The sequence below is a fragment of the Streptomyces sp. NPDC005533 genome (genome assembly GCF_042871845.1).
Taxonomy (GTDB): Bacteria; Actinomycetota; Actinomycetes; order Streptomycetales; family Streptomycetaceae; genus Streptomyces.
In genome coordinates this window covers 154730-181198 of the sequence record NZ_JBIAJH010000002.1, presented here as the reverse complement: position 1 = coordinate 181198, position 26469 = coordinate 154730, and the positions used below count along the sequence as shown (strand labels likewise).

The following is a 26469-nucleotide window of genomic DNA, read 5'->3' as shown; positions in this document are numbered from 1 at the left end:
GGCCCCGGCTCCCCGCAGGCCGAGGACTCCAGTGCCCTCATGAGCAGTTGCAGGTCGCAGGGCGTGACGCGGTCGTGCGCGGTGAGGAATCCGGCCAGGTGGTCGACGACCGGGCGCCTGCGGCGCATGCGCGTGCCGTGCATGTCGGCATGCACCCGCGCCCAGGCCTTCCCCGTTCCGGCAGGTCGGCCTTCCGGACTCCGCTCCGCGCCATGAAGTCGTGCCGCCGTCAGTCCCGGCACAGGCCGATGGCCGCCGCCGCGGAGGCGCCGCACGGGGTGTGGTTGACGGTGGTTCGCTCCAGACATGCACTGGGGGCGCAGAGCGCGAACGCGCCTGATACGCACGGCGGTTGGCGCCGCCTCCGGAGCGTCCTCGTGTCGAGCCGGCCCGAGTGGCGGGGCGACCCTGGAACCGGGCCAGGCCAGCCGACGGATGACGCGACGCTACGCACCAGGACCCCGCCAGCCCTTCCGACTTCGGCCCTGGCCCTGGCCGCACTTACCGCCCCCGCGCCTGCCCTCTGCCGCCTTCGCCGACCTGCCCCGTCGGGTTCTCGGACGGCAGGGCCGTGCCGCAGGCGCTGCAGTAGCGGGCGTCCGCCTCGATCGCGTGCCGGTGGCAGTGGCCGCACACCAGGTGCAGCTCGCACGGTCGGGGGGCGGCGGCGGGAGCGGTCCGTCCGATGCGCATGCCGCGGCGCCTGCGGTGCACGGTCAGGACGAGCAGTCCTTCGGATCCGGCCAGCAGCGCCCGGGAAGTGCCGCGCGGCAGCACGCCGAGGAATCCGGGGGACAGTTGGGACTGGGCACCGTCGAGGGTGAGGATGCCGCCGCCCCCGAGGACGACCAGCATCACGTCGACCTCGTCCTCGGTGTGCGGCGCGCCGCCGGTCCCGGGCAGGTGGCGCACCAGGTTCGCGTCCAACTGCCGGTCGACGTCCTCCAGCCGCCACAGCGCGCCGCTCTGCCCCTGCGCCACCGCCGCGACCAGACCCGCGACCGTCACGAACTCCGCCTCCCGCGCAGCCTCCATTGCCGTACCTTCCGCACCCGAGCCGAACCCACCACCCCACACATGATCGCCCACCCGGGCCCCCCGGCGGGAACGTTGGCCCACGGCGCCCGCGCGCCAAGGGAGGAAGGACGCCCGCCGCACCCGAACGGGTGACAGCCTGCACTCCTCGGACCGCGGCCGCGGTCGAGGCCCCGTAGGGCATCATCTGGATCATGACGTACCCCCCACCTGCCGACGACCGAATCGGCCGTCGCCGCGATTCGGGCCATCGCGGCCGAGTACGGGCTGGCCATGGCCGTCACCGACGACATCGGCGCCGACCAGACGTCCCGCAGGACTTCCGCGCCGCTGTTCTCCGTCGTCGACCCCGACGGCTCGCTGCCGCACGAGGCGTTCGTGGAACTGGGCGGCAGCCCCACGGTCAGCGTCCGGATCTTCCCGGACGACGACGCGACGATCACTGTGGACGGGGTGGAGTTCCACGACGTCCCCCGAAACTCCGTCCCACCGTTCCTGACGTCGGTCTACAGCGGACTCGCCTTCGTACAAGGCCGGTTCTTCCCGCCGGGCTACCGGCTCTACGTCCCCCTTCCCGGCGACGAGACCTACAAGGAGCGCATCCTGGGCGCCTCGCTCACCCCCTGGCTCTCCGGACGCTGCCGCTAGACCGCCCCTGCGCACCTCACCGCGGGCTGCTCGGGGGCGCCGGCCGTGCACGTAGGGGGTGGGTGACGAGTGACAAACCGGTCCCGCGGCGGCGTCGCCGACTGGATCCGGAATCTCTCGTGTCATATGCCTATCGGCCCGTCCGGCCCCGTGCCTATGGTGTGGCTCCGGTTCCTCCGGGCCGTCGTCCTCCCGGCTCCCCACGGGAGGTCGCCGCGCGCCCGCGGGGCGGTGGCCGTCTCGTCTCCAGAAACGGATTGCCCCGGGGCCTGGGCTTCGCGTTGGCTGGGCAGCATGACCGAACTGCGTACCGCTCGCCTCACCGTCCGTCGATGGCGTGACTCCGATCTCGAACCCTGGGCGGCGATGAACGCCGATCCCGAGGTACGGGAGCACCTGGGCGACCTGCTGACCCGTGAGCGGAGCGATGCCTCCGTGGCGCGGTTCCAGGCCGAGTTCGACCAACGGGGCTACGGGTGGTCGGCGGTCGAGGTGCGGGCGACGGGTGAGTTCATCGGCTTCGCGGGCTTGGACCAGGTGGATGACGGCATGCCGTTCACCGGGGTGGAGATCGGCTGGCGGCTCGCCCGCTCGGCGTGGGGCCACGGCTACGCCTCCGAGGCCGCGCGGGCGGTCCTCGCCCACGGGTTCGACACTCTGGGACTTCCGGAGATCCTGGCCGTGACGACGGCTACGAACCACCGCTCACAGGCGGTGATGCGCCGCATCGGAATGACGCGGAATCCGGCTGACGACTTCGACGACCCCACGGTGCCGGAAGGGCCGCTGCGTCCGAACGTGCTGTACCGCATCGCCCGTGGGGCCAGGACCTGACGGGACGCTCCACGCCGCGTGGCGGGGGAACTGTCGCAGACCGTGGGGCGGTTCTGAGTACGGGGACTCATGCGCGCCGCGGCCCCGGCTGACAGGCTCCGGGCTGTGAAAAGTGACCGAGGGGCGTTGACGGCCCTGCATCTCTCACTGGTCTGGGCCGTGACGGCGGCCGTGGTGCCGGCGCTCGGCGTCGGGCTGCTGTTCGCGGCCTGGGATGGTGGAGCCGGTGGGCTGGTCGGCGTCCTCGCGTTGGGGTTGCCGCTGGCGGTGGGTTTGCTGGCCACGGCGGGCATACCGGCACGGACCGTGGTCCCGCTGTGCGGCTCCGGGCGTCAGCGGCTCGGCTGGGCCGTACTGGTCTTCGTCCTCGGAACGCTCGGCGTCCTGGCGGGCCTGCTCGCCTACGACCAGGACGTTCCCCTGGGGAGCGCCGGCACCCGCCTGGCCCTGACGGGGGTGCCGTACGCCGTGGCGGCGGCGTTCTTCGTGCCGAACCGGTGGGTGCGGGTCGGGGCGGCGGCCGCCCTCGCGACTGCGGTGGCCTACGGGGGCTTCGCCGGCCCGGCGCGGGTACAGGAACGCCGGCACGAGGCGCAGCTCACCCGGTACCGGGAACATCCGCAGCTGCTGTACCTGGGCGACGCGCCACCGGGCATGCGGGTGGCCCACGCCCAGGTCGAACCCACCGGCTTCCTCGTTGACTACCGTCCCGTCGTGGAGGGGTCCGATCTGGGGCACGCGGGCCTGGTCGTGCGCTCGGCGCTCACGCCGACGCCACGATGCCCCGAACCCGCCGACGAGGCGGTGGCCTGCACGGTCGACGCGCACGGCGAGATGCGCGCCGTACGCGACTCACCCCGCGTGGTCACCCTCACCCGCCGCCACGGGAACGAGGAGGTCGAGGTCAGCAGCCAGTCCCTCGACGAAGCCGGGCTGCGCCACCTCCTGGACACCCTGCACCCGCTGTCGGAAACCGAGTTGGAAACGCTGATCCGGGGCAAGCGGATCAGCCACGTGTTCTGAGGCGCGGTCTCGGGCGCGGTCTGGGTCGCGTTCCGGGTCGCGCCCGCTCCCGGCCCGTCGGCGCCGAAACCGGCGCAACCCGCGCGGGGCGAGCCGGCCGTCCGCTGCCGGCCACGGGTCAGCCGGCCGATCGTCCGCGGGCGGCGGCCCGGGCGGCGCGCCGCTTGGCCGCGCGGCGTTCCTCCTCGCTCATGCCGCCGCACACACCGAAGTCCTGACCTCCTTCGAGGGCCCACTGGAGGCAAGGCTCCTGGACCGGGCAGCGGCGGCACACCGCCTTGGCCTCCTCGATCTGGACGAGGGCCGGGCCGCTGGAGCCCACCGGGAAGAAGAGATCGGGATCTTCCCACCTACAGGCGGCCTCTTGGCGCCAGTTCATCGTCGTTCCTCCATCCAATTCGTCCGGATCCTCACGCCTCGCTCCTGGCCGGAACCGGCAGCTCTATTCAGTGCAGGCGCCACTGATTGCGGGCGCCCGTCCCGGGGCGTGCGCCGCGCGGCGACACCCGGCAGGCCGATGTGCCGGGCTTGGGGAGGTTTGAAGCGCGAGACTGGGGCATTCACAACGCAGCCCTTCGCCCACCTACAGGAGGCAGCAGTGTCCACCTATGTCATCACCGTGCCCGGCACGTTCCTGAGGGACGTCGACGACGCAGCCCGCTCCAAGCTGGCGAGGAGGCTGGCTTCGCACCACACGGACTTGAGCGAGGCCGAGGACGTGGAACTGCTCACCGTCCACGAGGGCGGAACCTTTTCCGCCCGGCTCGAAATCGAGGCCGCGGACCGGGCCACGGCGGAGGCCCAAGCCGTCCGCCTGCTGGCCGACGCCCTTGAGGAGCTGGGGTTTTCCGAGAAGGACGCGCCCCTGGGGCCTCCGGCCGTCACGGGGCTCGAAGGGGAATTCTGAGATCCCTTCAGCTCGCGCGTCCCTCGGCCCGCGGCAGGGCGTCGGTGCTCGAACCGTGCGAACCGTTCGAACCGTTCGAACCGGCTCCCCTGTGATCACGTGCGGGACGTCGTGCGAGCCCCGCGCAGCAGCCGTCGCGTCAGCACATGGGTCCCGGCCGTGGCTGCCGCGGCGAGCGCCAGGCCCTGCACGGCGTCAAGGGGGCGCGCAGGGCGCAGGACCCCCGCGTTCCGCAGCCGGCCGCGGGCCCAGAGCGTGAAGGGGATCACCACCAGGGGCGAGGTGACGGAGCCCGGCGTGTACCCGCGTACGACGGCGGCCTGCGCCAGGTGCACCAGACCGTGCAGCCCGAACCCGTTCAGGGCGGCCTGGTAGAAGGCGGAGCGCCCGCCGGTACGGTGCCCGTCGGCAGCCGCCGCGGCAACCACCACGCCCATCCCGGCGACCGCGAACGTGAACTCACGCCGGTCGATGGACTCCAACTGCCGCCATATCCCCTCCGGCACCCCCGGGAACCGCGCCCGTAACCGAGGCGCCCGGGCCTGCGTCCAGCCCGGCACGGCGACCACTTCTTCCGCGTCGTGCAGCGCCCACGCGGCCAGCAACCCGAAAGTCACACCGGCGCCGATGCTCCTGCCGCTCCGACCCGTCTCGTTTCCGCTCATGACCAGGAAGTCTGCCAGGACCCTCACCCGTTCAGGGGGCCGAGATCAGACAAACGATCACGCGGCACGGTCCGGACCGCGACCGACGCGTTCGGCTCTCGGACCGGGTGAACGCGCCGGGACGGGGCATCAGCGGGACATGGCTGTCGTACGAAAGCTCGCCCGTCCCTTGCTCGCCGCTCCCTTCGTCACCGGAGGGCTACGCACCCTGCGCCGCCCCGAGGCCGTGGCGGAAGTGGCCCAACCCGTCGTCCGGCCCGTCGTCCGGGCGGTCGGGAAGCGCGTGCCCGCCCTTGCCGGGGATCCGTTGCGCCTCGTGCGTGCCACCGGCGCGATCCAGGCCGCGGCGGGCCTGCTGTTCGCGACGGGGCGCGCCCCGCGCCTGGCCGCGCTCACGCTCGCGACCACGCTGGTACCGACCACCCTCGCCGCACACGCTTTCTGGACGGTGGAGGACCCGGAGGAGCGCGCGCGGCAGCGCGCTCAGTTCCTGACCGACCTGTCCGCACTGGGAGCGCTCCTCATCGCCGCCGCGGACACGCACGGCAAGCCGTCGCTGGCCTACCGCTCCCGGCACGCACTCGACCACCGGCACCCGGTCCGTGCCGTCCGCCGCCCCGTCGAAACGGCCGCGGCGCGTACGGCGGACCACGCCAGGTCGGTCGCGGCCTCGCTCACGGGTTCCCGTTGACGCGTACGGCCACCACGCTCGCGTATCCGCAGGTCGTCTACTGCCTCGAGGGCCTCGACGGACTCGATCAGGACCTCGGACGACGCATGGAGCGCAGGCGGTCGGCGACGTCGTACACGCTCAGGCGCAAGGTACGGATGTCGGTGATCAGGTCGCGCCAGGGTGCGAAGGCGGTGTCCACGTCCTGGCCGCTGGCCCGGATGTAGGCCACCGCCACGCCGTAGCCGAAGTACTCGTTCCTGGCCGGCAGCGGGCGCAGCAGCACGATCTGTTCCAGCAGCGCCGCCGACCGCCAGTACGCGTCCGGCTCGTCGGCCGCCAGCGCCGGGGTGTTCACCCGGTGCCGCGCGACCGCGGCCACCAGACCGGAGTAGTCCGACACTCCCAGCTCGTTGCCGAGGAGCTCCTCCTGCCGGTCCAGGAGCCAGCGGATGTCGATGTGCAGCTGCAAGATCAGGCCGCCCGATCCGGGCCGGCCGCAGTCCGGCCCTCGGCTGCCGGGTGGATCTTCGCGTCACTGTCTGCCACACCTCAGAGTATGCAGCCATGAATACCTCGGTGAATACGTTTCGCGGACACGGACATCGGGGCGTATCGGATGGGTAGGGGCCACGCATGAAGGACCACGAGTTCCAGCCGCCGGAGGTCGAGGAGGACCTGCTGACGGGGCTGAGAGTGGACGACCGCCGGCCGGAACAGCCCGTGCTGCTGGACTCGGCGGGCGCGCCGCTGCGCACCTGGCAGCAGAACTACCCGTACGACCGCAAGATCCGACGGAAGGAGTACGAGCGCACCAAGCGGATCCTGCAGATCGAGCTCCTGAAGCTGCAGCACTGGGTGAAGGACACCCGGGCGCGGCTGGTGGTGATCTGCGAGGGCAGGGACGCGGCGGGCAAGGGCGGCACGATCCAGCGGTTCACCGAGCGGCTCAATCCCCGTGGGGCACGGATCGTCGCTCTGGACAAGCCGACCGAGCGGGAGGAGGGCCAGTGGTACTTCCAGCGCTACGTCGCCCATCTGCCGACGGCCGGTGAGATCGTCTTCTTCGACCGTTCCTGGTACAACCGCGCCGGCGTCGAGAAGGTCATGGGCTTCTGCTCCCAGGAGCAGTACGAACTGTTCCTGCGCCAGTGTCCGACCTTCGAGTCCATGCTCGTGGAGGACGGGATCCTGCTGGTGAAGTTCTGGTTCTCGGTCTCCCGCGCCGAGCAGCGCACCCGCTTCGCGATACGCCAGGTCGATCCGGTGCGGCAGTGGAAGCTGTCACCCACGGACCTGGCCTCCTTGGACCGGTGGGACGCGTACACCGCCGCGAAGGTCGCGATGCTCCGCTCGACCGACACGGAGCACGCCCCGTGGACGGTGGTCAAGAGCAACGACAAGCGGCGGGGCCGGCTGGAGGCGATGCGCAGCCTCTTGTCGCGCATCGACTACGACGGGAAGGACGAGGCGGCGGTGGGCCACCCCGACCCCCTCATCGTCGGTGCCGCCGACACCCTCCTGGAGGCCGGCGAGGAACCCACCGACCTCTCCCCCACTCCCCTGGCCGGCCCACCCCACGGCCCCGGCCTGCATCCGCAACCGTAAGCGCCGCAGACGGGACCGGGACCGGAACCGGTAGACCCCTGACCCGCGCTCTTCCCGAGCCGCCCGCGCCCTGAAGTAGCCTGAGCTGATCTTGGGGGGCGCAGCACATGGCATTCAGACGGGCTCGCGGCTGGGCGGCGGCAGGGGTGCTGCTCGTATCGGTCGCCGGATGCGGACCGTACTCGCGCACGGCGAAGACAGGCGAGGCCGGGGCGGCGGAGCAGAAGGTCCTGGCCCATGACGCGGCGCTCAGCGCGGCCGAGCAGCAGCAGGTCGAGCAGTACTGGGTGAGCCAGGGGGTCGCCCGGATGGCGAACAGCGACCGGTCCGCGCACTTCCCGCAGCCGGAATGGGACACGGGGGGCGCCATCGCCCTGACCGTCGGCCGCATCTACGGCACGGGCGGGCGGGACGCGGCCTGCACCGCGACGGTCGTCGGCACGACCACCGTCGTGACCGCCGCCCACTGCGTGCGCACGAGCCTCGCCGACGGGTCCTCGCGGACGGCGACATGGGACGAGAACCTGTACTTCGTTCCCGGCTACCGGGACGGGCAGAGCCCCTACGGCGGGTTCACCGTGCGCAGGGTGCACATGGCCGAGGACTGGCAGAGCGACGGCAACGATGTGGCGATGCTGGAGATGAACCGCGCCGCGGACGGACGGACCGTCTCGGCGGTGGTCGGATCCCAGAGGATCGCCTTCGGCGCCGAACCGGCGAACCCGACCCACCAGTTCGGATACCCCTATACGAGCCGGGTGCTGCATTGCGAGGGCCCCGGCACCCGGCCGTGGCGCGCACCGAACCTCTTCCGGATCCCCTGTGTCATGGGCGTCGGTTCGAGCGGCGGCCCGTACCTCGTGGACCTCGATCCGGTGGGCATGGGCACCGTCGTCGCCGTGAACGTCAGCAGCGCCGACTCCCACAGCTACGGCACGGCCCTCGGCGCCCTCGCCGGCAGGCTCTACGCCCAGTCGGAACACGGGTGAGACGGGTGGGACCGCGCGTCCGTCGTCTGGCGGATAGGTTCACCGCGGTGTGTTCGATCAACTTGAGGAGTCACCAGTGGACATTGTCGCGATCATGGAAGCACTGGCCGAACAGGGCGTCACCGTGCTGTTCAAGGCCGATGCCGAGCGGATGGCGGAAAGGCGGCGGCCCTGGACGTTGGTGGCCAGTGGCGCCCCCTTGCGTGACGACGTCCTCGTGCGCACTGATGCCGCGTCGGTGGAGCAGTGCCTCGAGATCTGCCTGCCCCGCCTGCGTGAACTGGGCTTGTCAGTCCCCGAGTAGCGTCCGTCCCACGGTTTCCAGGAAGGGGACGATCGCGTCGAGGAAGTGGTCGTTCCGATCGCCGGCCACCATGTGCCCGGCGCCGAGGACGTCGACGCGCCGTGCGAGGGGAACCCTGGCACAGAACTCCTCGGCCACGTCCGCGCGCACCACGTCGCTGATCCCGCCGCGGACGAGCAGGGTCGGCACGTCGGCGTGACGCGCGGCGTCGAGGAGGCGCTCGGCCATGCCCGGCGGGTCCATCCGGCCCTCGAAGCTGTCCGGCATCCGGGGGTCCCAGTGCCACACCCAGCGGCCGCCGTGACGCCGCAGGTTCGTCCGTAGCCCCTCGGGGTCGGCCCGCCTCGGTCGGTGCGGCAGATGGGCGGACACCGCGGCGGCCGCCTCGCCGACGTCGGCGAATCCGTCCGGATGGCCGCGCATGAACGCGACGATCCGGCGAAACCCGCGGGGATCGGGGCGATGGGCGACGTCGACGAGCACCAGGGCGCGGATCGCCGCCTGCGGCGCCTCTCCGGCGGCGAGCAGCGAAGCCAGGCCCCCGAGCGAGGCACCGACGAGCACCGGCCGGCCGTCGAGCCGGGCGACGATCGCCCGGACGTCCTCGGCGAACAGGTCGAGGGCGTAGTCCCCGTCGGCCGACCAGCCGCTGGTGCCGTGCCCGCGCAGGTCCGGTGCGATGACCCGCCATCCCAGCGCGGCCAGCCGGGGGCCGGTCCGGTCCCAGGCGTGCCGCGTCTGGCCGCCGCCGTGCAGGAGGACGAGAGGGGGAGCGGACTGCGCGCCCCACACGTCCGCCGCGAGCCGGATCCCGCCGTGTCCCACGAAGTCCCGGCGCCGTGGCGCCGCGCCGGCCGTCATACCGCGCCCCGCGTGCGCAGCGGCGCCAGCAGTTGATCGCGGTAGGGCTCCGCGGCCGCCGCGGCGAGCGCGACCTCCAAGGCGAACAGGGCGTTCGCGAGGAACTCGTCGTCGTCGATCAGGGTGGCGACCCACTGGTGCAGCGCACCCACGCACGAGGTGCTCACCGCGGTGGCCAGCGCGTCGGTGTCGACGTCGGCGCGCAGGAGGCCCCGTGTCCGTGCGTCCGCCATCGCCCGGCGGAGCCGGACCAGCGGACCGCGGTCCAGTACGAGGCCGCTTTCCTCCCAGCCGCGCACCATACGACGGGACACGACCGGGTCGCCGACGAACAGCTGGACGGTGGATCTGACGACGTCCCGGGGGTCAGCGGATCCCAGCGCCGCGAGCCGGACCTCGAGTTCGTCCATGAAGGCGTCGGCGAGGGCCTGCCAGATCTTCTCCCGCGGCCCGATCAGGTTGTAGACGGTGGCCGGGGCGACCTCCGCCCGCTCGGCGATCCGCTCGGTGCCGATCACCGATTCCGGTCCCTCCCGGAGCAGTTCGCGCGTCGCGTCGAGGATCCGGGCCCGCCTGCGGGCCTTGTGCTGCTCGCGCAGGCCTCCTCGGGGTGTCTGTGCGCGCTCGGTCGGCACGGGCGCCCCGCCTTCCTGCAAAAATTAGAGACTCTTCTCAATTTAGAGATGCCTCCAGATTGAGCCGGGCAAACCGGCGGCGGAGGTCACACTCCGGCGCCCACCCCCGCCGGTGCGGGAACCGGGCCGCCCGACATGGCGCGGGCCATCCACGCGGAGGAGCGCAGGGTCTGCGCGACGAAGGCACCGCGACCCACCCCCAGGGTCCGCAAGGCCGGCCCGTGATCGACCGCGACCAGGACGGCGGCGCCGGCCAGCAGTCCGCGCCATCCGATCGTCACCGCCCGGCGGGCAGGTCGGGGCAGCCCGGCGAGGCCCTCCCGCAGGCGCAGGCAGTGGAACGGAACGTGCCGCTCCTCGTCCGCCAGGATCCGACCCGCGACCTCGGAGGCCAGCGGGTCGGCGGCGCCGTCGCGCAGGGCCCGGTAGTACCCCAGCGACACCACCTCGGCGATCATCAACACCAGCAGTTCCACCCGTAGTCCGAGCAGCCGCCGCACCCGGACGAAGGCCGCGTCGGTCCAGTGCCCGTCGAGGGTGCCCTCTCCCCCGGCTGCCAGCAGGAGCTTCAGCATCCGCGCGTGGTTCTGCTCCTCGGCGATGAAGAGCCGGACCGCCTCGGAGTAGACCGCGTCACCTGCGAGATCGGCCTTGCCCGAGAGTGCGGCGCCGTCGCCGTCCTCGCCGACCTGGAACTTCTGGACGCTGCGGACGATTTCGGCCGGCAGCCGCGCGCCCTTCCCCCAGTCGGGATCGCCCTGAACCGCCCGGCGCTCCCGCTCGGCCTGGAAATCGCTCACCCACGACTCGTACCCAATTTTGATCATGTTCAAGAATTTAGCGACTGTTGAGCGTGTTCAAAAGTGTTGGAGTGTCATGGCCCGGTAACAGAAGGCCGACGGGCGTCCATGAGCCGTACGCGGGCGGCGTCCTTGCTGGGCGGCGCACCGAACTGCCGCCGGTACTCACGGCTGAACTGCGACGGGCTGTCGTACCCGACACGGTGGGCGACCCCCGTGACGTCACCCGGGCCGGCGGCCAGCAGCAACCGTGCTTCCTGGAGCCGGATCTGCTTCTGGAACCGGAGCGGGCTCATCGCGGTCACGGCCTGGAAGTTGCGGTAGAAGGCGGACTGGCTCATGCCGGACAGCTGTGCCAGGTCCTCGACCCGGAACGGCTCGGCGTAGTGGCTGCGGATCCACGCCACCGCCCGCGCCCCCTGACTCAGGCCGCTGTCGGCGAGGGCCGGCACGGCGCCGTCGCCCGCCCGGGGTACGTCACCGGGACCCGCGAGCAGCAGCAGTTCGGCGATGTCGGACGGCTCCAGCACCAGGCCGAAGCCCAGGGCCGGGCAGTCCGGGCCGACGCGCAGGAACCGGCCGGTGACCGGCAGGTCGACGGAGGCCACGAGGTACTGCCCGGCGCCGTACTCCAGGACCCGGTCCCCCAGCGCCAGCCGCTTGGTGCCCTGCGCGATGACCGCGAGCACGGTGCCGGTGGTCGCCGGCTCCGGCGCCTCCGACCTGTCGACCTTCGATACGAGCACCCCGTCGACGGCCGTGGTCGCGTCCGGGCGCGCGTGCCGGGCGAGCAGGCTCCGCAGCTCCTCCAGATCCATGGTTCCAGTGCAGCACAGGACCGGGCTCCCCCTCCCGCGCTCGGGAGGATCAGGCACGTCTCCCGGACGATCGTGCTACTGGAACAGCAGGTCAGAGGCGTCCAATGGGGATACCGCATCCCCACGCACTCCCAGGAGGACCCTCATGCAGGTCGCCGTCGTCACGGGCGCCAGCTCCGGCATCGGGCAGAGCGCCGCCCTCCGGATCGCCGAACGCGGGATCGGAGTGATCCTCACCTACGGCCGCAACCAGCAGGGCGCCGCGGACGCCGAGGCCGCCATCGAGCAGGCGGGCGGCACGGCCGTCGCGCTGCACCTGGGCCTCGGAGACAGCGCCCGCTTCGACGGCTTCCGCGATCGCGTGGCCGAGGCGCTCCGCACCACCTGGAGCCGCGACACCTTCGACCACCTGGTCAACAACGCCGGCATCGCGCAGACATCGCTGATCGAGGACACCACCGAGGAGGACTTCGACCGTCTGACGCGCGTCCTGCTCAAGGGCCCGTACTTCCTGACCCAGCGGCTCCTCCCGCTGACGGCCGACGGCGGATCCGTCGTCAACGTCAGCAGCAGCGCGGCGGCCGCGACCTCCGGGCTGGAGGCCGGCTACGCGGCGTACGCGGCGATGAGGGGCGGCCTGACCGTGCTGACCCGCTACATGGCCAAGGAGTTCAGTCCGCGCGGCATCCGCGTCAACGCCGTCTCGCCCGGCGCCACCCGCACCCGGCTCGCCGACGACGCGTTCACCCGCTTCCCCGAGGTCGTACCGGCCCTCGCCGCGAAGACCGCCTTCGGCCGGGTCGGCGAGCCCGACGACGTCGGCTCGCTGATCGCGACCCTGGTCGGCGACGAGAGCCGCTGGATCACCGCCCAGGACATCGAGGTCTCCGGCGGCTACCAGCTCTAGGCCGTGGCCTCCGGAGCGTCAACGCGCCTGTCGTCGACCTGCACCTCCAGATGCGGCCAGAGCGCGGCCAGGCGCGCGAGGTCGCCGGCCGGAGGCAGGGTCACCGGGCCCCATGACGTGTCCGGCCGGAAGTGGACCAGCGTCCCGGTCGTGCCGTCGGCGTCGACGGGCTCAAGTCCGGTGACGGGCACGCCCTGTTCGTAGCGCTGGGTCCAGGCCCCGTCGAGGCGGCGGTTGGTGTGGGCGAGCCACTCGCTGAGCGCCGCCACCACGGACATGCCGCGCCGAGGATGGCCGTCGGGCAACGTCTCGGCCTGCGGGAAATCGAAGAACCGGAGGTCCTTCGTGGCCATGACGGGCTTCTTCACGACCTGGCCGTGCTCGTCCACGCGGGTGTCGGTGCCCCGTCCGTCATCCCGGACGGACAGGGAACCGTCGGGATGGAGGACGACGACGCAGCGTCCCCCGCCCTTGCTCGACGCTTCGTCGGCGGCGTAGGCGAGCACCTCGAGGACGAGGTGCCAGGGTCCGTCCGGAGCGAACTCCGCGGGACTCCGCCGGATGTCCGCCAGATGAGCGGCATCGACGAGGCCTGACCAGTCGTGCGTCGTGTTGACCCAAGAGGCCCTCGATACGTCCATCAGCCAAGTGTCCCACCTGGTGATGACGGCCCGGGGGCCGCCCACCCCTTGGCCGATGCGCACGGGATTCGACGGGATGGCACGGGCTTGAACGGGCTTGAACGGGATTCATACGGCGGGAGCGCCCGTTACACGAGCCTGAACCCGTTCGGCGCACCGTGCACGACCTGGCGCGAATGAACTGCTTATGTGGCCGAAACCTCCTTGCTCCGACAACGCGTGAGCCGCAGCCGACCCCGCCTCCCTCACGTCAACCAGGCCTTGACGCTTGCTCCTTACAGGCGAGAGTTACGGACATGTCCGCATTGAGAAACACATCTCATGGGTTGTGGCGGTTGGCGATGGTTCGGGCCAGAGTGTGGCTCCTCGGCAGACGTCGAGAACCGCACGGAGCCCGCCCGGCTCGCACGACGCCGGGCCGGGCTGACTGTTCAAGGAGCCATCTGCATGTCTGCTTCCCCCGCCACCCGCCGTCTCCTCGCCGCGGTCCTGGCCGCCGGCGCCCTGGTCGGCGCGGCCGCCGTCCCCGCCGCCGCTCACGACGACGACCGGCGCGGCCACCACGGCCCGCACTCCTCGATCGTCATCGGCGAGGTCCAGCACGACGGCCGCGGGCGCGACCACGACCGCGACGACGACCACGACCGCGCCCGCGGCAACCGCGCGCTGAACCGCGAATGGGTCGAGGTGAAGAACACCGGCCGGGGCGCCGTCAACCTGCGCGGCTTCACGCTCACCGACCAGGACGGCAACCGCTACCGCTTCGACCACCTCCGCCTGGACGGCCGCTCCAGCGTCAAGGTCCACACCGGCAACGGACGCGACACCCACCGCGACGTCTACCAGGACCGCCGCCACCAGATCTGGGACGAGCGCGACACCGCCACCCTCCGCGACGAGCGCGGACGCGTCCTCGACACCGCGAGCTGGGGCCACCGCGGACACCAGGGCGACCACCGCCGCTGACCCGGACCGGCAGCCACTCCATCGGGGAGAGTGATTTGCCGGCCCGCCCCGCAGGAGCGTGCCGCGGCAGCCGGCCGCGGCACGCTCCTGCCGAGGGCCGGCAGGCGGCCCGGCGGACGGGGACGGCGGTGAAATCGAAAGGCCGTTGTCAGTGCCACCTGAGACCATCGTTCGTGGCCGAAGGGCCGACCACGACGGGGGGAACAAACATGGACGGCGAGAACACGTACACGTGGCCGCGCGGGGCGGCCGCTTCGGCCATGGACCGACTTGAGGTGTGGCTGGCCGCGCGCGGCTGGGAGGTCGACCCGACGGTCTACATGGCCGGCGCCGGCGGCGCCGCCGTGCAAGTGCGTCGCATCGGTGCGGCCTGGAGCGACAGCGAGGCCGGTCTGCTGATCCTGCCCGCGGAAACCGTGCAGTGGGACGGGACCCGCATGCGGATAGCACCCCGAACCGCCGCGCCCGCACGGTGCGCGGCCTCGTAGCTGCCGCCAGGGGCCAGGACCTCCTTCGCCCCCCCGGCGCAGCCGGGGGGCGCGTGCCACGCCGCTACGCGGCGGCGACGACCTCGCCCGCCGTGACCTGCGGCGGGTTGGGGAGGAGCGGGGCGAGGTTCTCCCGTACGAACTCCGCCGCCCTCTCGATGGATTCCTCGGCCCCCGCACGGTCCCGGAACACGCTGGTCGACACCATCACCCCACCGCCGGCATCGACCCAGTAGTAGGCCACGAATCCGGGGACCTGGCGCATGATCGGCACGAACCCCTCGTCGACGAGGCGTCCGGCTTCGGCCGGGTCGTCACGCCTTCGTACCTTCGGACTGCTGCGTACATCGCTGGTCTCCTCAGGGTGCTCGGCGTCGTCACCGCGAAGACGACGTACCCCTCCCACCCCCCGTCCGCCCCGCGAGCCCCCCGTCCATCACCGGAAGAGCCTCCCCCGGTCATACGAACGGTCGCCTCGTCCGGGCCCGGGCAGCCGGTCCGAGGTCATCGCCACACCCCTGGTTCCGGCTCGCGCCCAGGGCCTGCCCACGAGCTGACGTAGGGTGATCGACGCGGCAGCACCGCACGACGAACAGCGCCAAGGGACCCTGCGCCTGCACCACTCCGTGCTCACCTCGGCCGCCGACGACGCCACCCGCGAGATCCGTGAGATCGACGTACGCATCCAGCGCACCAACTGGGAGGCCGACCTCCGGGGCTGACCGGGGGCTCCGGGGTGACCGGCGGTGCGGTACCGCGTTGTTCCGGCATGGACATCGACGAAGAGGACTTCCTCGGCGTGCTCTTGGACGCCGTCACCGACACCCGCCTGAAGCTGCTCACCGGGGACGAGGCGCGAGCGGTCATGATGCTTCTTGGCGCCCTCCGGGAAGAGACCCGCTCGGAAGAGGTACGTCAGGCCGCCGAGGAGATGCGCTGCCGCCTGGGGGCCCGCCTCGCTCTGCCCGCAGTCCCCGTCCCCCAAGCAGCCTCAGTCTGACGCGGAGACCTCACCTCCGTCTTGTGCTCCAGGACGGCGGGGGCCGGGACGAGAGGAGGGGCCCGGCACGGCCGGGCCCCTCCTCTTCGGTCGCGGGTTCGTCAGGCGCGGATGATGTTCTCGGCCTGGGGGCCCTTCTGGCCCTGGGTCACGTCGAAGGTGACCGGCTCGCCTTCGGTCAGCTCGCGGTATCCGTTGCCGGAGATGTTGGAATAGTGGGCGAAGACGTCCGGGCCGCCGCCGTCCTGGGCGATGAACCCGAAGCCCTTCTCGGCGTTGAACCACTTCACGGTGCCGCTGGCCATGCTGCTTGTCCTTCGATAGCGCCGGGGGTCCCGGCTGGTCTGTGGTCGGGCACCGTCCGTCGCCGGAAGGCACCCGGCGTCCGTTCTACCCGTCGACGGCGCGACTCACCGACTTTTACGCCCAGCGTGCCGTGACACTTTCTCCCTTTCGGTCCCTTCCGCAGCGGCCGCGGGCAGCGCTACGGGCCCACTCATTTGAAACCTAAATGACATTTGCTGCATATTTCTGCAACCTGGGGGTCGCGAAGCGCATCCAAAGAGAAGGACCCACCCGTTCTGCCCACCCGAGGGCAGCCGCCCCGTTCGGAGCAACGTTCGTGCACGAATACCCGCAGCCGCATTCGCAGCCGCAGCCGCAGCGACCCAGGCGATCCCGCAAGAAGGTGTGGATCGGCTCCGCGGTGGCCGTGGCCCTGCTGGCCGGCGCCGGCGCCGGGTTGATCTACTGGACGACGGACTGGTTCGACGGCAACGGAGAGTCCGTCAGCTACGCGAAGCCCCCTGCCGGACCGGGCAAGAACGGGGACAAGGTCGCCGACACCGGCGGCGGGAAGCCGGCCTCGACCCCGAGCGCGGACCCGGACATATCCCTCCCCACCGGTCCGTTCACCGACTTCAAGCAGACGGTCAAGCTGGACGACGGCACCCGCATATCCAAGGCCCGGGTGAAGGGCGCCAAGTCCGGCTTCGACGGCAGCGTCTGGGTGTGGACGCCCAAGGAGTACGACCGCCCGGAGTACGCGAAGAGCGCCTTCCCCGTCATGATCGCGCTGCCCGGAGGCAACGGGAACGCCGACAACTACTGGGCGACCATGCCGAAGCTGGGCCTCCAGAAGGCCATCGCGGAGGGCGCGGCAACCGGCAAGAGCCTCCCGTACATCCTGGTCATGCCGATCCTCAACCCGGACAGCAAGTACTACTACGACGGCTCCGACATCCCCGGCCAGGCCAAGATGGGCACCTGGATCGGCGAGGACGTACCCGACCTCGCCCGCGCCAACTTCCGTACCTACAAGTCCCGCGACGGCTGGGCATTCATGGGCAACTCCTCCGGCGCCTTCGTCGGCCTCAAGCAGCTCCTGCAGCGGCCGGACCGCTTCCGGGCCGTCATCGCCAACGGCGGCGAGATCGTCCCTGACTCCCCGCTCTGGAAGGGCCACCAGGCGGAAATGGACGCGAACAACCCCGAGAAGCTCGCCCCGAAGCTGATCAACGCCAAGAGCCCCGAGGTGAACGTCCTCTTCCAGTACGGCACCAAGGAGGGCGGCCGCGACCGGATGGAGAAATTCCAGCAGCAGTTCGGGAAGGGCCCGATCAAGGTGACGATCCACGAGATCCAAGGCGGCGACCACAACGGCTGGGACTACGTCCGAGGCATGCAGGAAGGTCCCCTGGAAGAGCTCAGCAAGCTGATGAAGGGCCCGAAGCCGCAGTAGGGGGCCGCGGCAGGCCCACCGGCCCAGGGGCCACCGGCGCGGGAGCGCCGAGCGGCCGGGAGCGTACGGCAGCCAGGGCGGTCGCGGCGACCGCCGCGCGCCGGCCCGCCCCGCTAGGCTCGTGACCGGTCCGGCACGGGCGTCTTGTCGCATCGCGCTCGCGGCCGGTGCCATCGTGTGCCGGCCCGCCGCGGTCCGCCGCGTACGGGCGCCCCGGCGCCGCGCCTCGCCCGAAGGGCCGGCCGCACGCAGAAAGAGGCCGCTTCGTGCAGCTCACCGTCCTCGGCGCGACGGGCCCCATCGGCCGGCAGGTACTCCAGCAGGCCCTCGCGGCCGGGCACCGGGTCACCGCACTGGTTCGTGACCCGTCCCGGCTGCCGCAGCGCGACGACGCACGCGTCACGGTCGTCATCGGCGACGCCGCCTTGGCCGCGGACGTCGAACGGGCTGCTCGGGGCAGCCAGGCCCTGATCTGCGCCCTGGGTCCGGGCAAGGACTACAAGTCCACGCTCGCCACCCGCACCGCTGGTCCCGTCCTGGAGGCCATGGCCGCGGCCGGCGTGGAGCGTCTCGTCTGGCTCTCGGCCCTCGGCTCGGGCGACACCACCCGACGCCAGTCCCTCTTCCAGGCCACGGCGGCGAAGCTGGTAATGGGCACGCTCATGGCCGACCCGTCGGCCCGTTCTGCGTGGCGCGGCGTGCCGTACGTCTATCGCCGGGCGAGGTCGCGGTAGTCGCGGAGGGTGATGTTCTCCGCGGCCTTGCGGGCGATCTTGGCGGCCATGTCCTTGCCCGGCAGGTAGGGCATGACCTTGTAGTAGCGGTTGAGGAGCGTGGCCAGGAGGCGGTTTCCGGGGACCATGAGCTTGGCGACGCCGTCGCCCATCTTCTGGCAGCCCGTGGCGTACTCGCGCATCTCCTGCTCGTACCGGCCGAACGCGACGCGGTGGTCGCCGTGCGCGGCGGCCAGTTCGCCCGCCAGGACGTAGGCGCCGACCAGGGCGAGCCCCGACCCCATGCCCGACAGCGAGGACGGGCAGTGGGCGGCGTCGCCGATCAGGGCGACGCGGCCGCGGGACCAGCTGTCCATGTGGACCTGGCCGACCGAGTCGAAGTAGAAGTCGGGGGCGTACCGCATGTCGTGCAGGAGCCGGTCGCTCTCCCAGCCGTTGCCCGCGAAGGTCTCGGTGAGGACGGCCTGCTGCCGCGCCACGTCACGACGGTCCAGGTCCAGTAGCGGGGAGGCGAAGTAGAAGACGGCCTTGGCCTGGGTGTTGTGGCGGGCGCTGTACATGCCGACGAGCCGGCCCGCGGTGCGGTAGGCGTGCCCCGTGTGGTCGAGGCCGAGGTGGTTGGCGGTGGTGAAGATCGCGCAGTTCACGCCGAGGTGTTTGACGAACTGCTCCTCGGGCCCGAAGGTCAGGCGGCGCGTGTGGGAGTGCAGCCCGTCGGCTCCGATCACCAGGTCGAACCGGCGCGGCGCGCCGCGCTCGAAGCTCACGTGCACGCCGTGGGCGTCTTCGGTGAGCGAGGTGATGGAGTCGCCGAAGACGTACTCGGTGTGCTCCTTGGTCGCGTCGTAGAGGATCCGGGCCAGGTCTCCGCGGAGCACCTCGATGTCCCCGGCGAACAGGTCCGCCGGCAGCTTGGCCTGCGGCTTGCCCGCGCTGTTGACGTACGACATCGAGCCCGTGCCGGTCCGGGCGCCTTCGAGGTCGGCCAGGATGCCCATGCGGCGCAGGACCGTCAGGTGGGCCTCGCCGCGGAAGTCGACGGCGTAGCCGCCGTCGCGCAGGGCGGGGGCCCGCTCCACGATGGTGGCCTGGAAGCCGTGCCGGTGGAGCCAGTAGGCGAGCGCGGGGCCGGCGACGGAGGCGCCGGAGATCAGTACCTTGAGGTTCGTCATGCCCCGGAGATTGCCGGGGGGCGCTCACCGCGGGCTCACCCCGCGCTCACCGCGGCCGGAAGGCGGTGCCCGCCCCGGTGTGCACGCCGCCCTCACCGGCCCGATGCCGCGGCCTTGAGGACGGACTCGACGACGTCCTGCGACAGCCCCAACATGCGCAGCACCTCCGGTACGGGCGCGCCCACCGTGTCGGCGACCTCGGCGGCCTGCCGGTAGCGCTTGCGCGCCTCGGCGTGCCGGCTCCGGGCCGCGGCGACGCGGCCGAGGCCCGTGAGCGTGCGTACCCGCGGCCCGAGGCTCTTGATCCAGTGCGGGTCGATCCGTTCCAGCGCGTCGGTGTACAGCCGTTCCGCCAGGGCGAGGTCGCCCTCGTCCAGGGCGAGGTCGCCGAGGCCGCGCTGGGCCGCCGCCAGGTAGGTGGAGCTGCCGGCGCGGCGGGCGAGCGCGGCCGCTTCGGCGTAGTCGGTACGGGCCGCTGCCGGATCGTCCCCGGCGAGGTGGTCGCCCCGGTTGACCAGGAGGTCGGCGCTGTCCTCCAGGGCGCCGAGCCGTCCGGTGAGGACGAGGGCCTCGTCGGTCAGCGCGATCGCGCGCGTCCGGTCGCCGCGCGCGCCGGCCGCGTCGGCCAGCGTGCCCAGGGCCAAGGCGACGCCCCAGCGCTCACCGAGGGAACGGAATCCGTCCAGGGCTTGGCCGAAGGCGTCCTCGGCGGCCTCCCGGTCCCCTTTGCCGAGGTGCCCGAAGCCCGACACGTAGTGGGCGGCGGCCCGTGCCCACGGGTCGGGGCAGTCCCGCTGGGCGGAGACGAGCTCGTACGCTCCCTGCGGATCGGACCCGACCGCGTTCCGCATCATCCACAGCAACAGCGTGACCGGGTAGCGGCCCCGCCGGTCGCCGGGCCACGCGGCCGCCAGCGCCTTGCCGGCCGCGGCGCGGTGCAGCTGCCACAGCTGTTCCCCGGCGTCGCCCGACGCCGACGCGGCGAGCAGCACGCACGTCGCGTACTCCTCGCCGAGCCCGTCGGGGACCGCCTCGCCGACGGCCGTGAGCAGCTCGATCGCCGTCGGCGCGACGGACGCGGACGCGCCCCGGATCCACAGGTAGTTGAACGCGGCGGCGAGCAGCTCGAAGGCCGTCTTCACGTCCGGCTCGCGGACCGCCCAGCGCAGCGCCGCCAGCAGGTCACCGTGCTCGGCGGCGACGACGGGCAGCCAGTCCAGTTGCTCGGACCGCCGCAGACGCGGATCGGCCGTGCGCACCAGCTCCAGGAGGTGCTGGGCATGGGCCCGCCGTACGAAGTGGTGTTCGCCCGCCGCGTCGAGCCGTTCGGCGCCGTACGCCCGGATCGTCTCCAGCATCCGGTAGCGGCCGTCCGCGGTGTCGAGCAGCGACTTGTCGGCCAGCGACTCCAGCGTCTCGCCGTCGATGCCGCACACCCGCGCCGCAGACTCGGCCGTCGCGCCGCCGACGAAGACCGTGAACCGCTGTGCGGCCCGTTGCTCGGCCTCGGACAGCAGGTCCCAGCTCCACGCGACCACCGAGCGCAGGGTGCGGTGCCGCTCGTCGGCCGTACGGTTTCCGCGGGCGACGCCGAGCAGGTCGTCCAGGCGTTCCGCGAGGTCGTCGATGTCCAGGGTGCGCGAGCGCGCCGCCGCGAGCTCGATGGCCAACGGCAGGTCGTCGAGTGCCGCGCAGATCCGCCGTACGGTCGCGGGGGCGGCGGCGAAGCCGCGCCGCACGGCCGCGGCCCGCTCGGTGAACAGCCGTACGGCCGCGTCGGCGTCGAGCGGCCGTACGGGAAAGAGGTGCTCGCCGATGATGCCGAGCGGCTCCCGGCTCGTCGCCAGCACGCGCAGCCGCGGGCAGGTCGCCAGCAGTCGCGCCGCCAGCCCGGCGACCTCGTCGACGAGGTGCTCGCAGTTGTCCAGGACGAGCAGCAGCACCTGGTCGGACAGCGCCGCGATCAGGCGGTCGACGGGCGTGGTCGCGCCGCCGTCCATCTGGAGCCCGTTCTGCCGCAGGCCGAGGGCGGCCAGCAGGGCCTGCGGCAGCCCGGCACCGTCGCGCAACGGGGCCAGCTCCACGAAGCACACCTGGTCCGCCGCGCCCCCGCCGCCCGCGGCGCCGCCGGTGCGCACGAGACCTGCGGCCTCGACCGACAGCCGGGTCTTGCCGACGCCCCCGGGCCCGATCAGGGTGACCAGCCGGGCCACCCGCAGCATTTCGGCGACCTCGGCGACCTCGGCGGCGCGGCCCACGAAGCTCGTCAGCTGCGCGGGGGGCGCGGCGGGCGACGGCTCCGGGTCGGCGCTCAGCAGCTCCCGGTGCAGGGCGGTCAACTCGGCCGAGGGGTCGGCGCCCAGCTCGTCGGCCAGGTGCCGCCGGGTCTCCTCGAACATCACCAGGGCCTCGGCCTGCCCGCCCTCTGCGGACAGCGCCCGCATCAGGAGCCCCGCCAGGCGTTCCCGGAGCGGGTGGCGGGCGACCAGTTCGCGCAGCTCCGGTACGGCCGGCCGGTGCTCGCCGAGTCGGAGGCCGGCCTCGATGCGGTCTTCGAGCGCCCCGAGCCGGTGCTCCTCCAGCCGTACGGCGGCTGCCTGGGCCGTCTCGCTCTCGGGCACGTCGGCCAACGCCGGTCCCCGCCACAACTCCAGGGCCTCGCGCAGCAGCACGACCGCCCGCCCGGCATCACCGTCGGCCAGCGCCGCACGGCCCTCTCCGGCCAGCCGCTCGAACCGGCAGGCGTCCACGTCCTCCGGGTCCACGAGGATGCGGTAGCCCGTCCCGGCGCGTTCGAACGCGGCCCCGTCCCCCAGTGCGGCCCGGAGCCTGGACACCTGGGACTGGAGCGAATGCGCCGACCGCGTCCCGGCGGGGTCGATCTCCTCGGCCAGCCGGTCAACCGAGACGACCTTCCCGGGGCGCACGAGCAGCAGGGCGAGCAGCGCCCGCCGTGCCGGACCGCCCAGCGGGACCTCGCCGCCGCCGTGCCATGCCCGGGTCTCGCCAAGTATGCCGAACCTCATGGCGGTTGATTATTCACGGCGCGGCGCGGCGGCGGCGGTCAGGGGCGCGGCGGGCGGTCACCGGGCGAGGTCACGGGGCCGCGGTCACGGTCACGGTCACGGGGCGATCGGGCCGAGGAACGTTCCGCCCGACACGTCGACGGTCTGGCCGGTCACCCAGCGGCCCTGCGGGCCCGCCAGGAACCCGACGACGTCCGCGACGTCCTCCGGCTCGCCCAGCCGCCCCAGCGCCGTGATGGACTCCAGCCCGGCGACCACCTCGGGGATGGAGGTGTAGCCCGCCGTCATGTCGGTGCGCACCGCTCCGGGCGCGACCGTGTTCACCGTGATGCCGCGACGGCCGAGCTCGTTGGCCAGCGACGGCGCCATCGACTCCAGCGCCGCCTTGGTGATCGTGTAGCCGATCTGGGTGGAGACCGCGAACCTGCTGGCCGTGGAGCCCATGTTGACGACGCGGCCGCCGTCGTTCAGCAGCGCCATCGCGCGCTGGATCACGAAGAACGGGGTGACGACGTTGATCTCCAGCAGTCGGGCGAACTCCTCGGGGGTGACCTGGGAGATCGGGTTGCCCGAGCTGATGCCCGCGTTGTTGACGAGGATGTCCAGCCCGGCTCCCGCCAGCCCCGCGACCAGTTCCTCGAACAGCCGGTCCACCGCGCCGTCCTCGCCGAACCTCGCCCGGATCGCGAACGCCCGTCCGCCCGCCTCCTCGATCCGTGCCACGGTCTCCTTGGCCGCCTCGTCGTTGCCTGCGTAGTGGACGGCGACCAGCGCGCCCTCGGCCGCGAGCCGCAGCGCGACCGCCCGGCCGATGCCCCGCGAGCCGCCGGTGACCAGTGCCGTCTTGCCGGTCAGATCGTTCATCGTCGCTCCCTGTTCGGTGGCCGGTCCGCGGCGGATCCGGCCATGACCCGACAGTCGCGGAGGGCGCTCACCGGACGCTCACCGCAGGCTCACCGGAGTGCCCGGACGACGAGAGCTCCTGCTCCTGCTCCTGCTCCTGCTCCTGCTCCTGCTCCTGGAAAGGCTTCGCGCCCTTGCGTGGGGCTGCGCCGGTGTCGGCTCGGGACCTGCGAGGGATGCCGCGGCGGGGGCCCCGGGTGCGGGCCGGGCGGCGACCGCTACCGTCGTGTCCGAGGAGGGAGCCACATGCCCCGCACGTTCAGCGTTTGCGACACCATCATCGTCGCGGCCGACCCGTCAACGGTCTACCAGCACGTTTCCGATCCCGCTCTCATGGGCCGCTGGAGCCCGGAGAACCTGGGCGCGACCCCGGCCGAGGGACCCGGCACCGCGACGAGGGTCGGGATGGTCTTCGACGGCCGCAACAAGCGCGGCCCGTTCCGTTGGACGACCCGCTGCACGGTGACGGCCGCCGACCCGGACGAGCTCTTCCGGTTCAAGGTCCACGCCATCGGCCTGCGCCGCCCGTGGCTGCGCGGCCCGATCGCCACCTGGGAGTACCGTTTCGCCGCCGTACCCGGGGGCACCGAGGTGACGGAGACGTGGACCGACGACCGGCGCGGCTGGCCCGACGCGGTGGCCAACACGTTCGACAGGATCGCGACGAGCGGACACACCTTCGCCGAGTTCCAGCGCAAGAACATCCGAGCCACCCTGCGCAAGCTCAAGTCGGAGATGGAGGCACACCCCACCGCCCGCCCGTGATCCGCGGCTCGCCGGTCGTCCGAGGCAGTGGCCGAGGGCGGCGCTTCGACGACGAGGAAATCGTTTGCTGCCCGCCCGCCTGGTCGGATAGGAAGCTTGCATGCTCAGGGGCAGCAAGGTCGGGCTCAGAGCCCGGCACGACGACGACATCCCGGTCCTGCAGACGGAACTCCACGACGACGTGGTCACCTACTCGCGGTCCGAACTGCGGCCGTGGCGGCCGATCACGCCCGGCTCCAAGGACTCGCGGCTCGTGGTGGACGACAACGAGCAGGGGCACGTCTCGTTCTCCGTGGTGGAGCTGGACGGCGGCACGCTCGTCGGTAACGCCACGTTGTGGGGCATCGACCTCCACAACCGGTCCGCGCACATCGGGCTCGGGCTGCGGCCGTCCGCCCGCGGCAAGGGCTACGGAACCGACGTGGTCGCGGTGATGTGTCACTACGGCTTCATCGTCCGGGGCCTGCAGCGGCTGCAGATCGAGACGCTCTCGGACAACGCCGCGATGCTCCGCTCCGCCGAGCGCAACGGTTTCGTCCGCGAGGGCGTGCTGCGGTCCTCGGCCTGGGTGATGGGCGAGTTCCTGGACGACGTGGTACTCGGACTCCTCGTCCAGGAGTGGAAGCGGGACCCGCCGGGGAAGGCCGATGCCCGGCCGTGACGCCCGGCGGGAACTTGACCGGGCCCGGTGCACGGCGGAAGGTGGGGCCGCTCGGCCCGCTGAGCCGGCCGAGGCGCGAGGCGTCGGCCGGCCCGGGCTACGGGTGACTACGCGAGCCAGAGCGAGCTACGCCGGTGCCGTGCCGGCGGTATGTCCACCATGTCCGCGGCATCGAGGGCGAGTTCATCGGAGGTGGAACGCACCAGCCGCAGGAGGGTCCCCACTTGGGCGCGCAGCCGCTGTCGCGCCCGGCGTTCCTCCTGCGCGGACCACCGGGCGACGGAGCGGTCCTGCTGGTGTCGGGGAAACGCGTAGACGGCCACCGTGCGGCGCACCCTACGGGGTTGCGGCTTCCTGGACTCTCGCGCCGCAACGCTGAAGGTGTGTGCGCTGTACCTGAGGTCGTAGAGGACCACGGAACGCCAGGGATCTCCTGAGGTGCGCTCGTGTGCACTCCGGGTGGGTGCGGGGGGAAGATGGTGAGCGGTGCGTGTCACGGGACGAACTCCGTTCGCGGCAACCGCCAGGTACCTCCTGGCGGGCTACCTGAAGCCCGTTGGCCCTGTTCCGCGCTCGTCGTCCATGCGCGCAACCCTATCGCGACGGTTCCGTGGACCGGCCGGGGTCGGCGTGCGGTGCCTGCGCGTCTGCCTCCCGGGGTGAGCGTGCGTAGCGGGTGGCCATCGCCTCGGCTCGGTTGCGCAGGGAGGTGCGCAGCGACTGGGGAGCCAGGGCTTCCGCGTCCGTGCCGAGCTGCCACAGGGCCCAGTCCGCGTGTCGGAAGTCGTGGAAGGTGACCTCCAGCCGCAGCCGGCCGTCGGCGTCGGGTTCTTCCGCTCGGACGGCCAGCGCGGTGTTCAGCAGTTCCTCCCGCCGCGCCGGGTTCATCCGTACCAGCACGGTGAGGTGGTCTCCGCCGGAGAGGAACCGCGCGGAGCGTTCCTGCCAGATCCGGTCGAGATCCACCCCGTTGGGCCGCTGTGCCGGTTCGGGGAGTTCCTCGGCTGCCAGCACCCGCGACAGCCGGTAGGTACGGTCCTCGCCGGATCTCGTGGCCAGCAGGTAGCCCCGGTCCCGAACGGTGACCAGGCCGATCGGGTCCACCGTGCGCCACTGCGGCGCCCGACCCGTGGCCGCGTAGTGGATGCGCAGCTTGTGGCCGGCGAGCACCGCGCGCCTGACCTCGACCATGGTGGCGCCGGGCACCTCCTCGGTGACCGGCCGGCGGCGCGAGAGCAGGTCGGTCTCCGGGTCGACGAGGAAGCGCCGGGCCGCGTCGTTCGCGGAGGTCCGGTGGTCTTCGGGGAGCGCGTCGACGACCTTCCGCATGGCCGAGGCGAGCGCCGGGCCGAGCCCGAAGCCCTGCTCGCCGCGGCCCGCTCCGGCGGTCAGCAGGGCGAGCGCCTCGTCGTGGTTCAGTCCGGCGAGCTTGGTCTGGAAACCGGGCAACAGCGCGAAACCACCGTGCCTGCCGCGTTCGGCGTAGACCGGGACGCCGGCCGCGGACAGCGCCTCGATGTCGCGCAGCACGGTACGGGTGGACACGTCCAGCTCGCGGGCCAGTGTGTCCGCCGTCAGCCGACCGCGTTGACGAAGGAGCAGGACCAGGGAGACCAGCCTGTCGGCACGCATACGAGAACGTTAGAGGACGTGAGAGGAATACATGAC

The 26469-nt window shown here is 72.2% G+C and carries 33 protein-coding genes; 17 read left to right on the top strand and 16 right to left on the bottom strand.

Annotated features, from left to right (window positions below; translation table 11 throughout):
• Positions 1-501: 501 nt before the first annotated feature.
• Positions 502-1035: a hypothetical protein gene (locus ACFYP3_RS02885; RefSeq protein WP_388825714.1), complete on the bottom strand. Its 534-nt coding sequence runs from the start codon at positions 1033-1035 to the stop codon at positions 502-504.
• A gap of 273 nt (positions 1036-1308) precedes the next feature.
• Here ACFYP3_RS02885 and ACFYP3_RS02880 point away from each other — a divergent pair, with 273 nt between their 5' ends.
• From ACFYP3_RS02880 to ACFYP3_RS02870, 3 genes are all read left to right on the top strand, one after another.
• Complete coding sequence (locus ACFYP3_RS02880) at positions 1309-1683, top strand: hypothetical protein (RefSeq protein ID WP_388825711.1); 375 nt, start codon at positions 1309-1311, stop codon at positions 1681-1683.
• A gap of 294 nt (positions 1684-1977) precedes the next feature.
• Positions 1978-2517, top strand: coding sequence for a GNAT family N-acetyltransferase (locus tag ACFYP3_RS02875; protein ID WP_388825708.1), 540 nt, complete (start codon positions 1978-1980; stop codon positions 2515-2517).
• A gap of 105 nt (positions 2518-2622) precedes the next feature.
• Positions 2623-3540, top strand: a complete 918-nt coding sequence (locus ACFYP3_RS02870; protein ID WP_388825705.1) for a hypothetical protein — start codon at positions 2623-2625, stop codon at positions 3538-3540.
• A gap of 118 nt (positions 3541-3658) precedes the next feature.
• On the opposite strand, the gene ACFYP3_RS02865 is transcribed toward ACFYP3_RS02870, so the two are convergent.
• Positions 3659-3919, bottom strand: coding sequence for a WhiB family transcriptional regulator (locus ACFYP3_RS02865; protein ID WP_388825702.1), 261 nt, complete (start codon positions 3917-3919; stop codon positions 3659-3661).
• A gap of 219 nt (positions 3920-4138) precedes the next feature.
• Between ACFYP3_RS02865 and ACFYP3_RS02860 the strand changes: the two genes are divergently transcribed.
• On the top strand, positions 4139-4447 hold the full coding sequence (locus ACFYP3_RS02860) for a hypothetical protein (protein ID WP_388825699.1): 309 nt from the start codon (positions 4139-4141) through the stop codon (positions 4445-4447).
• Positions 4448-4542: 95 nt separating this feature from the next.
• Here the strand turns inward: ACFYP3_RS02860 and ACFYP3_RS02855 are convergent, their stop codons facing one another.
• Entirely contained in the window at positions 4543-5112 is a 570-nt protein-coding gene (locus tag ACFYP3_RS02855) for an HXXEE domain-containing protein (RefSeq protein ID WP_388825696.1), read from the bottom strand.
• 139 nt (positions 5113-5251) lie between these two features.
• Here ACFYP3_RS02855 and ACFYP3_RS02850 point away from each other — a divergent pair, with 139 nt between their 5' ends.
• On the top strand, positions 5252-5803 hold the full coding sequence (locus tag ACFYP3_RS02850; protein ID WP_388825693.1) for a DoxX family membrane protein: 552 nt from the start codon (positions 5252-5254) through the stop codon (positions 5801-5803).
• Between the two features lie 67 nt (positions 5804-5870).
• On the opposite strand, the gene ACFYP3_RS02845 is transcribed toward ACFYP3_RS02850, so the two are convergent.
• A complete protein-coding gene (locus ACFYP3_RS02845; protein WP_388825690.1) occupies positions 5871-6254 on the bottom strand; it encodes a toxin Doc in 384 nt (127 codons plus the stop codon).
• A gap of 164 nt (positions 6255-6418) precedes the next feature.
• Between ACFYP3_RS02845 and ppk2 the strand changes: the two genes are divergently transcribed.
• The 3 genes from ppk2 (at position 6419) to ACFYP3_RS02830 (ending at position 8683) form a co-directional block, all read left to right on the top strand.
• On the top strand, positions 6419-7390 hold the full coding sequence (ppk2, locus tag ACFYP3_RS02840; RefSeq protein ID WP_388825687.1) for a polyphosphate kinase 2: 972 nt from the start codon (positions 6419-6421) through the stop codon (positions 7388-7390).
• A gap of 107 nt (positions 7391-7497) precedes the next feature.
• Complete coding sequence (locus tag ACFYP3_RS02835) at positions 7498-8379, top strand: trypsin-like serine peptidase (RefSeq protein WP_388825684.1); 882 nt, start codon at positions 7498-7500, stop codon at positions 8377-8379.
• Between the two features lie 76 nt (positions 8380-8455).
• Positions 8456-8683 (top strand): hypothetical protein, encoded by a 228-nt coding sequence (locus ACFYP3_RS02830; protein WP_388825681.1) that lies wholly within the window; start codon positions 8456-8458, stop codon positions 8681-8683.
• Here ACFYP3_RS02830 and ACFYP3_RS02825 read toward each other — a convergent pair.
• The 4 genes from ACFYP3_RS02825 to ACFYP3_RS02810 all read right to left on the bottom strand — a co-directional run bounded on the left by ACFYP3_RS02825 (position 8669) and on the right by ACFYP3_RS02810 (position 11797).
• A complete protein-coding gene (locus tag ACFYP3_RS02825; RefSeq protein ID WP_388825678.1) occupies positions 8669-9544 on the bottom strand; it encodes an alpha/beta fold hydrolase in 876 nt (291 codons plus the stop codon). The two genes, ACFYP3_RS02830 and ACFYP3_RS02825, sit on opposite strands and share 15 nt — an antisense overlap.
• Positions 9541-10179 carry a TetR/AcrR family transcriptional regulator gene (locus ACFYP3_RS02820; protein ID WP_388825675.1) on the bottom strand — a complete coding sequence of 213 codons (639 nt, stop codon included), beginning with the start codon at positions 10177-10179 and terminating at the stop codon, positions 9541-9543. Before ACFYP3_RS02820 ends, ACFYP3_RS02825 begins: the two co-directional genes overlap by 4 nt.
• Before the next feature lie 86 nt (positions 10180-10265).
• Positions 10266-11006 (bottom strand): ferritin-like domain-containing protein, encoded by a 741-nt coding sequence (locus ACFYP3_RS02815; protein ID WP_388825672.1) that lies wholly within the window; start codon positions 11004-11006, stop codon positions 10266-10268.
• A gap of 47 nt (positions 11007-11053) precedes the next feature.
• The gene (locus tag ACFYP3_RS02810; protein ID WP_388825669.1) at positions 11054-11797 is read right to left on the bottom strand and encodes an AraC family transcriptional regulator N-terminal domain-containing protein; all 744 of its coding nucleotides are present in this window, start codon (positions 11795-11797) and stop codon (positions 11054-11056) included.
• A gap of 145 nt (positions 11798-11942) precedes the next feature.
• Between ACFYP3_RS02810 and ACFYP3_RS02805 the strand changes: the two genes are divergently transcribed.
• Positions 11943-12704: an SDR family NAD(P)-dependent oxidoreductase gene (locus tag ACFYP3_RS02805; protein ID WP_388825666.1), complete on the top strand. Its 762-nt coding sequence runs from the start codon at positions 11943-11945 to the stop codon at positions 12702-12704.
• On the opposite strand, the gene ACFYP3_RS02800 is transcribed toward ACFYP3_RS02805, so the two are convergent.
• Entirely contained in the window at positions 12701-13345 is a 645-nt protein-coding gene (locus ACFYP3_RS02800; RefSeq protein WP_388825663.1) for an ATP-binding protein, read from the bottom strand. The genes ACFYP3_RS02805 and ACFYP3_RS02800 overlap by 4 nt on opposite strands.
• A gap of 447 nt (positions 13346-13792) precedes the next feature.
• Between ACFYP3_RS02800 and ACFYP3_RS02795 the strand changes: the two genes are divergently transcribed.
• Both ACFYP3_RS02795 and ACFYP3_RS02790 read left to right on the top strand, forming a co-directional pair.
• Entirely contained in the window at positions 13793-14311 is a 519-nt protein-coding gene (locus ACFYP3_RS02795) for a lamin tail domain-containing protein (RefSeq protein WP_388825660.1), read from the top strand.
• A gap of 209 nt (positions 14312-14520) precedes the next feature.
• A complete protein-coding gene (locus ACFYP3_RS02790; RefSeq protein ID WP_388825657.1) occupies positions 14521-14799 on the top strand; it encodes a hypothetical protein in 279 nt (92 codons plus the stop codon).
• A 64-nt stretch (positions 14800-14863) separates the two neighbouring features.
• On the opposite strand, the gene ACFYP3_RS02785 is transcribed toward ACFYP3_RS02790, so the two are convergent.
• Entirely contained in the window at positions 14864-15205 is a 342-nt protein-coding gene (locus ACFYP3_RS02785; RefSeq protein WP_388825654.1) for a hypothetical protein, read from the bottom strand.
• Positions 15206-15362: 157 nt separating this feature from the next.
• Between ACFYP3_RS02785 and ACFYP3_RS02780 the strand changes: the two genes are divergently transcribed.
• Together ACFYP3_RS02780 and ACFYP3_RS02775 are read left to right on the top strand one after the other, a co-directional pair.
• On the top strand, positions 15363-15521 hold the full coding sequence (locus tag ACFYP3_RS02780) for a hypothetical protein (protein WP_388825652.1): 159 nt from the start codon (positions 15363-15365) through the stop codon (positions 15519-15521).
• A gap of 47 nt (positions 15522-15568) precedes the next feature.
• Entirely contained in the window at positions 15569-15799 is a 231-nt protein-coding gene (locus ACFYP3_RS02775) for a hypothetical protein (RefSeq protein WP_388825649.1), read from the top strand.
• 101 nt (positions 15800-15900) lie between these two features.
• Here ACFYP3_RS02775 and ACFYP3_RS02770 read toward each other — a convergent pair whose 3' ends face one another.
• On the bottom strand, positions 15901-16104 hold the full coding sequence (locus ACFYP3_RS02770) for a cold-shock protein (RefSeq protein ID WP_388825646.1): 204 nt from the start codon (positions 16102-16104) through the stop codon (positions 15901-15903).
• A gap of 317 nt (positions 16105-16421) precedes the next feature.
• Here ACFYP3_RS02770 and ACFYP3_RS02765 point away from each other — a divergent pair, with 317 nt between their 5' ends.
• Both ACFYP3_RS02765 and ACFYP3_RS02760 read left to right on the top strand, forming a co-directional pair.
• The gene (locus ACFYP3_RS02765) at positions 16422-17540 is read left to right on the top strand and encodes an alpha/beta hydrolase (protein WP_388825643.1); all 1119 of its coding nucleotides are present in this window, start codon (positions 16422-16424) and stop codon (positions 17538-17540) included.
• Between the two features lie 266 nt (positions 17541-17806).
• Positions 17807-18274: an NAD(P)-dependent oxidoreductase gene (locus tag ACFYP3_RS02760; protein WP_388825640.1), complete on the top strand. Its 468-nt coding sequence runs from the start codon at positions 17807-17809 to the stop codon at positions 18272-18274.
• Here the strand turns inward: ACFYP3_RS02760 and ACFYP3_RS02755 are convergent.
• The 3 genes from ACFYP3_RS02755 to ACFYP3_RS02745 all read right to left on the bottom strand — a co-directional run bounded on the left by ACFYP3_RS02755 (position 18250) and on the right by ACFYP3_RS02745 (position 23336).
• On the bottom strand, positions 18250-19446 hold the full coding sequence (locus ACFYP3_RS02755; RefSeq protein WP_388825637.1) for an FAD-dependent monooxygenase: 1197 nt from the start codon (positions 19444-19446) through the stop codon (positions 18250-18252). The genes ACFYP3_RS02760 and ACFYP3_RS02755 overlap by 25 nt on opposite strands.
• 92 nt (positions 19447-19538) lie before the next feature.
• On the bottom strand, positions 19539-22472 hold the full coding sequence (locus ACFYP3_RS02750) for a BTAD domain-containing putative transcriptional regulator (RefSeq protein WP_388825634.1): 2934 nt from the start codon (positions 22470-22472) through the stop codon (positions 19539-19541).
• A gap of 96 nt (positions 22473-22568) precedes the next feature.
• A complete protein-coding gene (locus tag ACFYP3_RS02745) occupies positions 22569-23336 on the bottom strand; it encodes an SDR family NAD(P)-dependent oxidoreductase (protein ID WP_388825631.1) in 768 nt (255 codons plus the stop codon).
• A 285-nt stretch (positions 23337-23621) separates the two neighbouring features.
• On the opposite strand from ACFYP3_RS02745, the gene ACFYP3_RS02740 reads away from it, so the two are divergent.
• Together ACFYP3_RS02740 and ACFYP3_RS02735 are read left to right on the top strand one after the other, a co-directional pair.
• Positions 23622-24140, top strand: a complete 519-nt coding sequence (locus ACFYP3_RS02740; protein ID WP_388825628.1) for an SRPBCC family protein — start codon at positions 23622-23624, stop codon at positions 24138-24140.
• 100 nt (positions 24141-24240) lie between these two features.
• Positions 24241-24801 (top strand): GNAT family N-acetyltransferase, encoded by a 561-nt coding sequence (locus tag ACFYP3_RS02735; protein ID WP_388825625.1) that lies wholly within the window; start codon positions 24241-24243, stop codon positions 24799-24801.
• Between the two features lie 107 nt (positions 24802-24908).
• On the opposite strand, the gene ACFYP3_RS02730 is transcribed toward ACFYP3_RS02735, so the two are convergent.
• On the bottom strand, positions 24909-25136 hold the full coding sequence (locus ACFYP3_RS02730) for a hypothetical protein (RefSeq protein WP_388825622.1): 228 nt from the start codon (positions 25134-25136) through the stop codon (positions 24909-24911).
• 259 nt (positions 25137-25395) lie between these two features.
• Complete coding sequence (locus tag ACFYP3_RS02725) at positions 25396-26433, bottom strand: helix-turn-helix transcriptional regulator (RefSeq protein ID WP_388825619.1); 1038 nt, start codon at positions 26431-26433, stop codon at positions 25396-25398.
• Positions 26434-26469 lie beyond the last annotated feature (36 nt).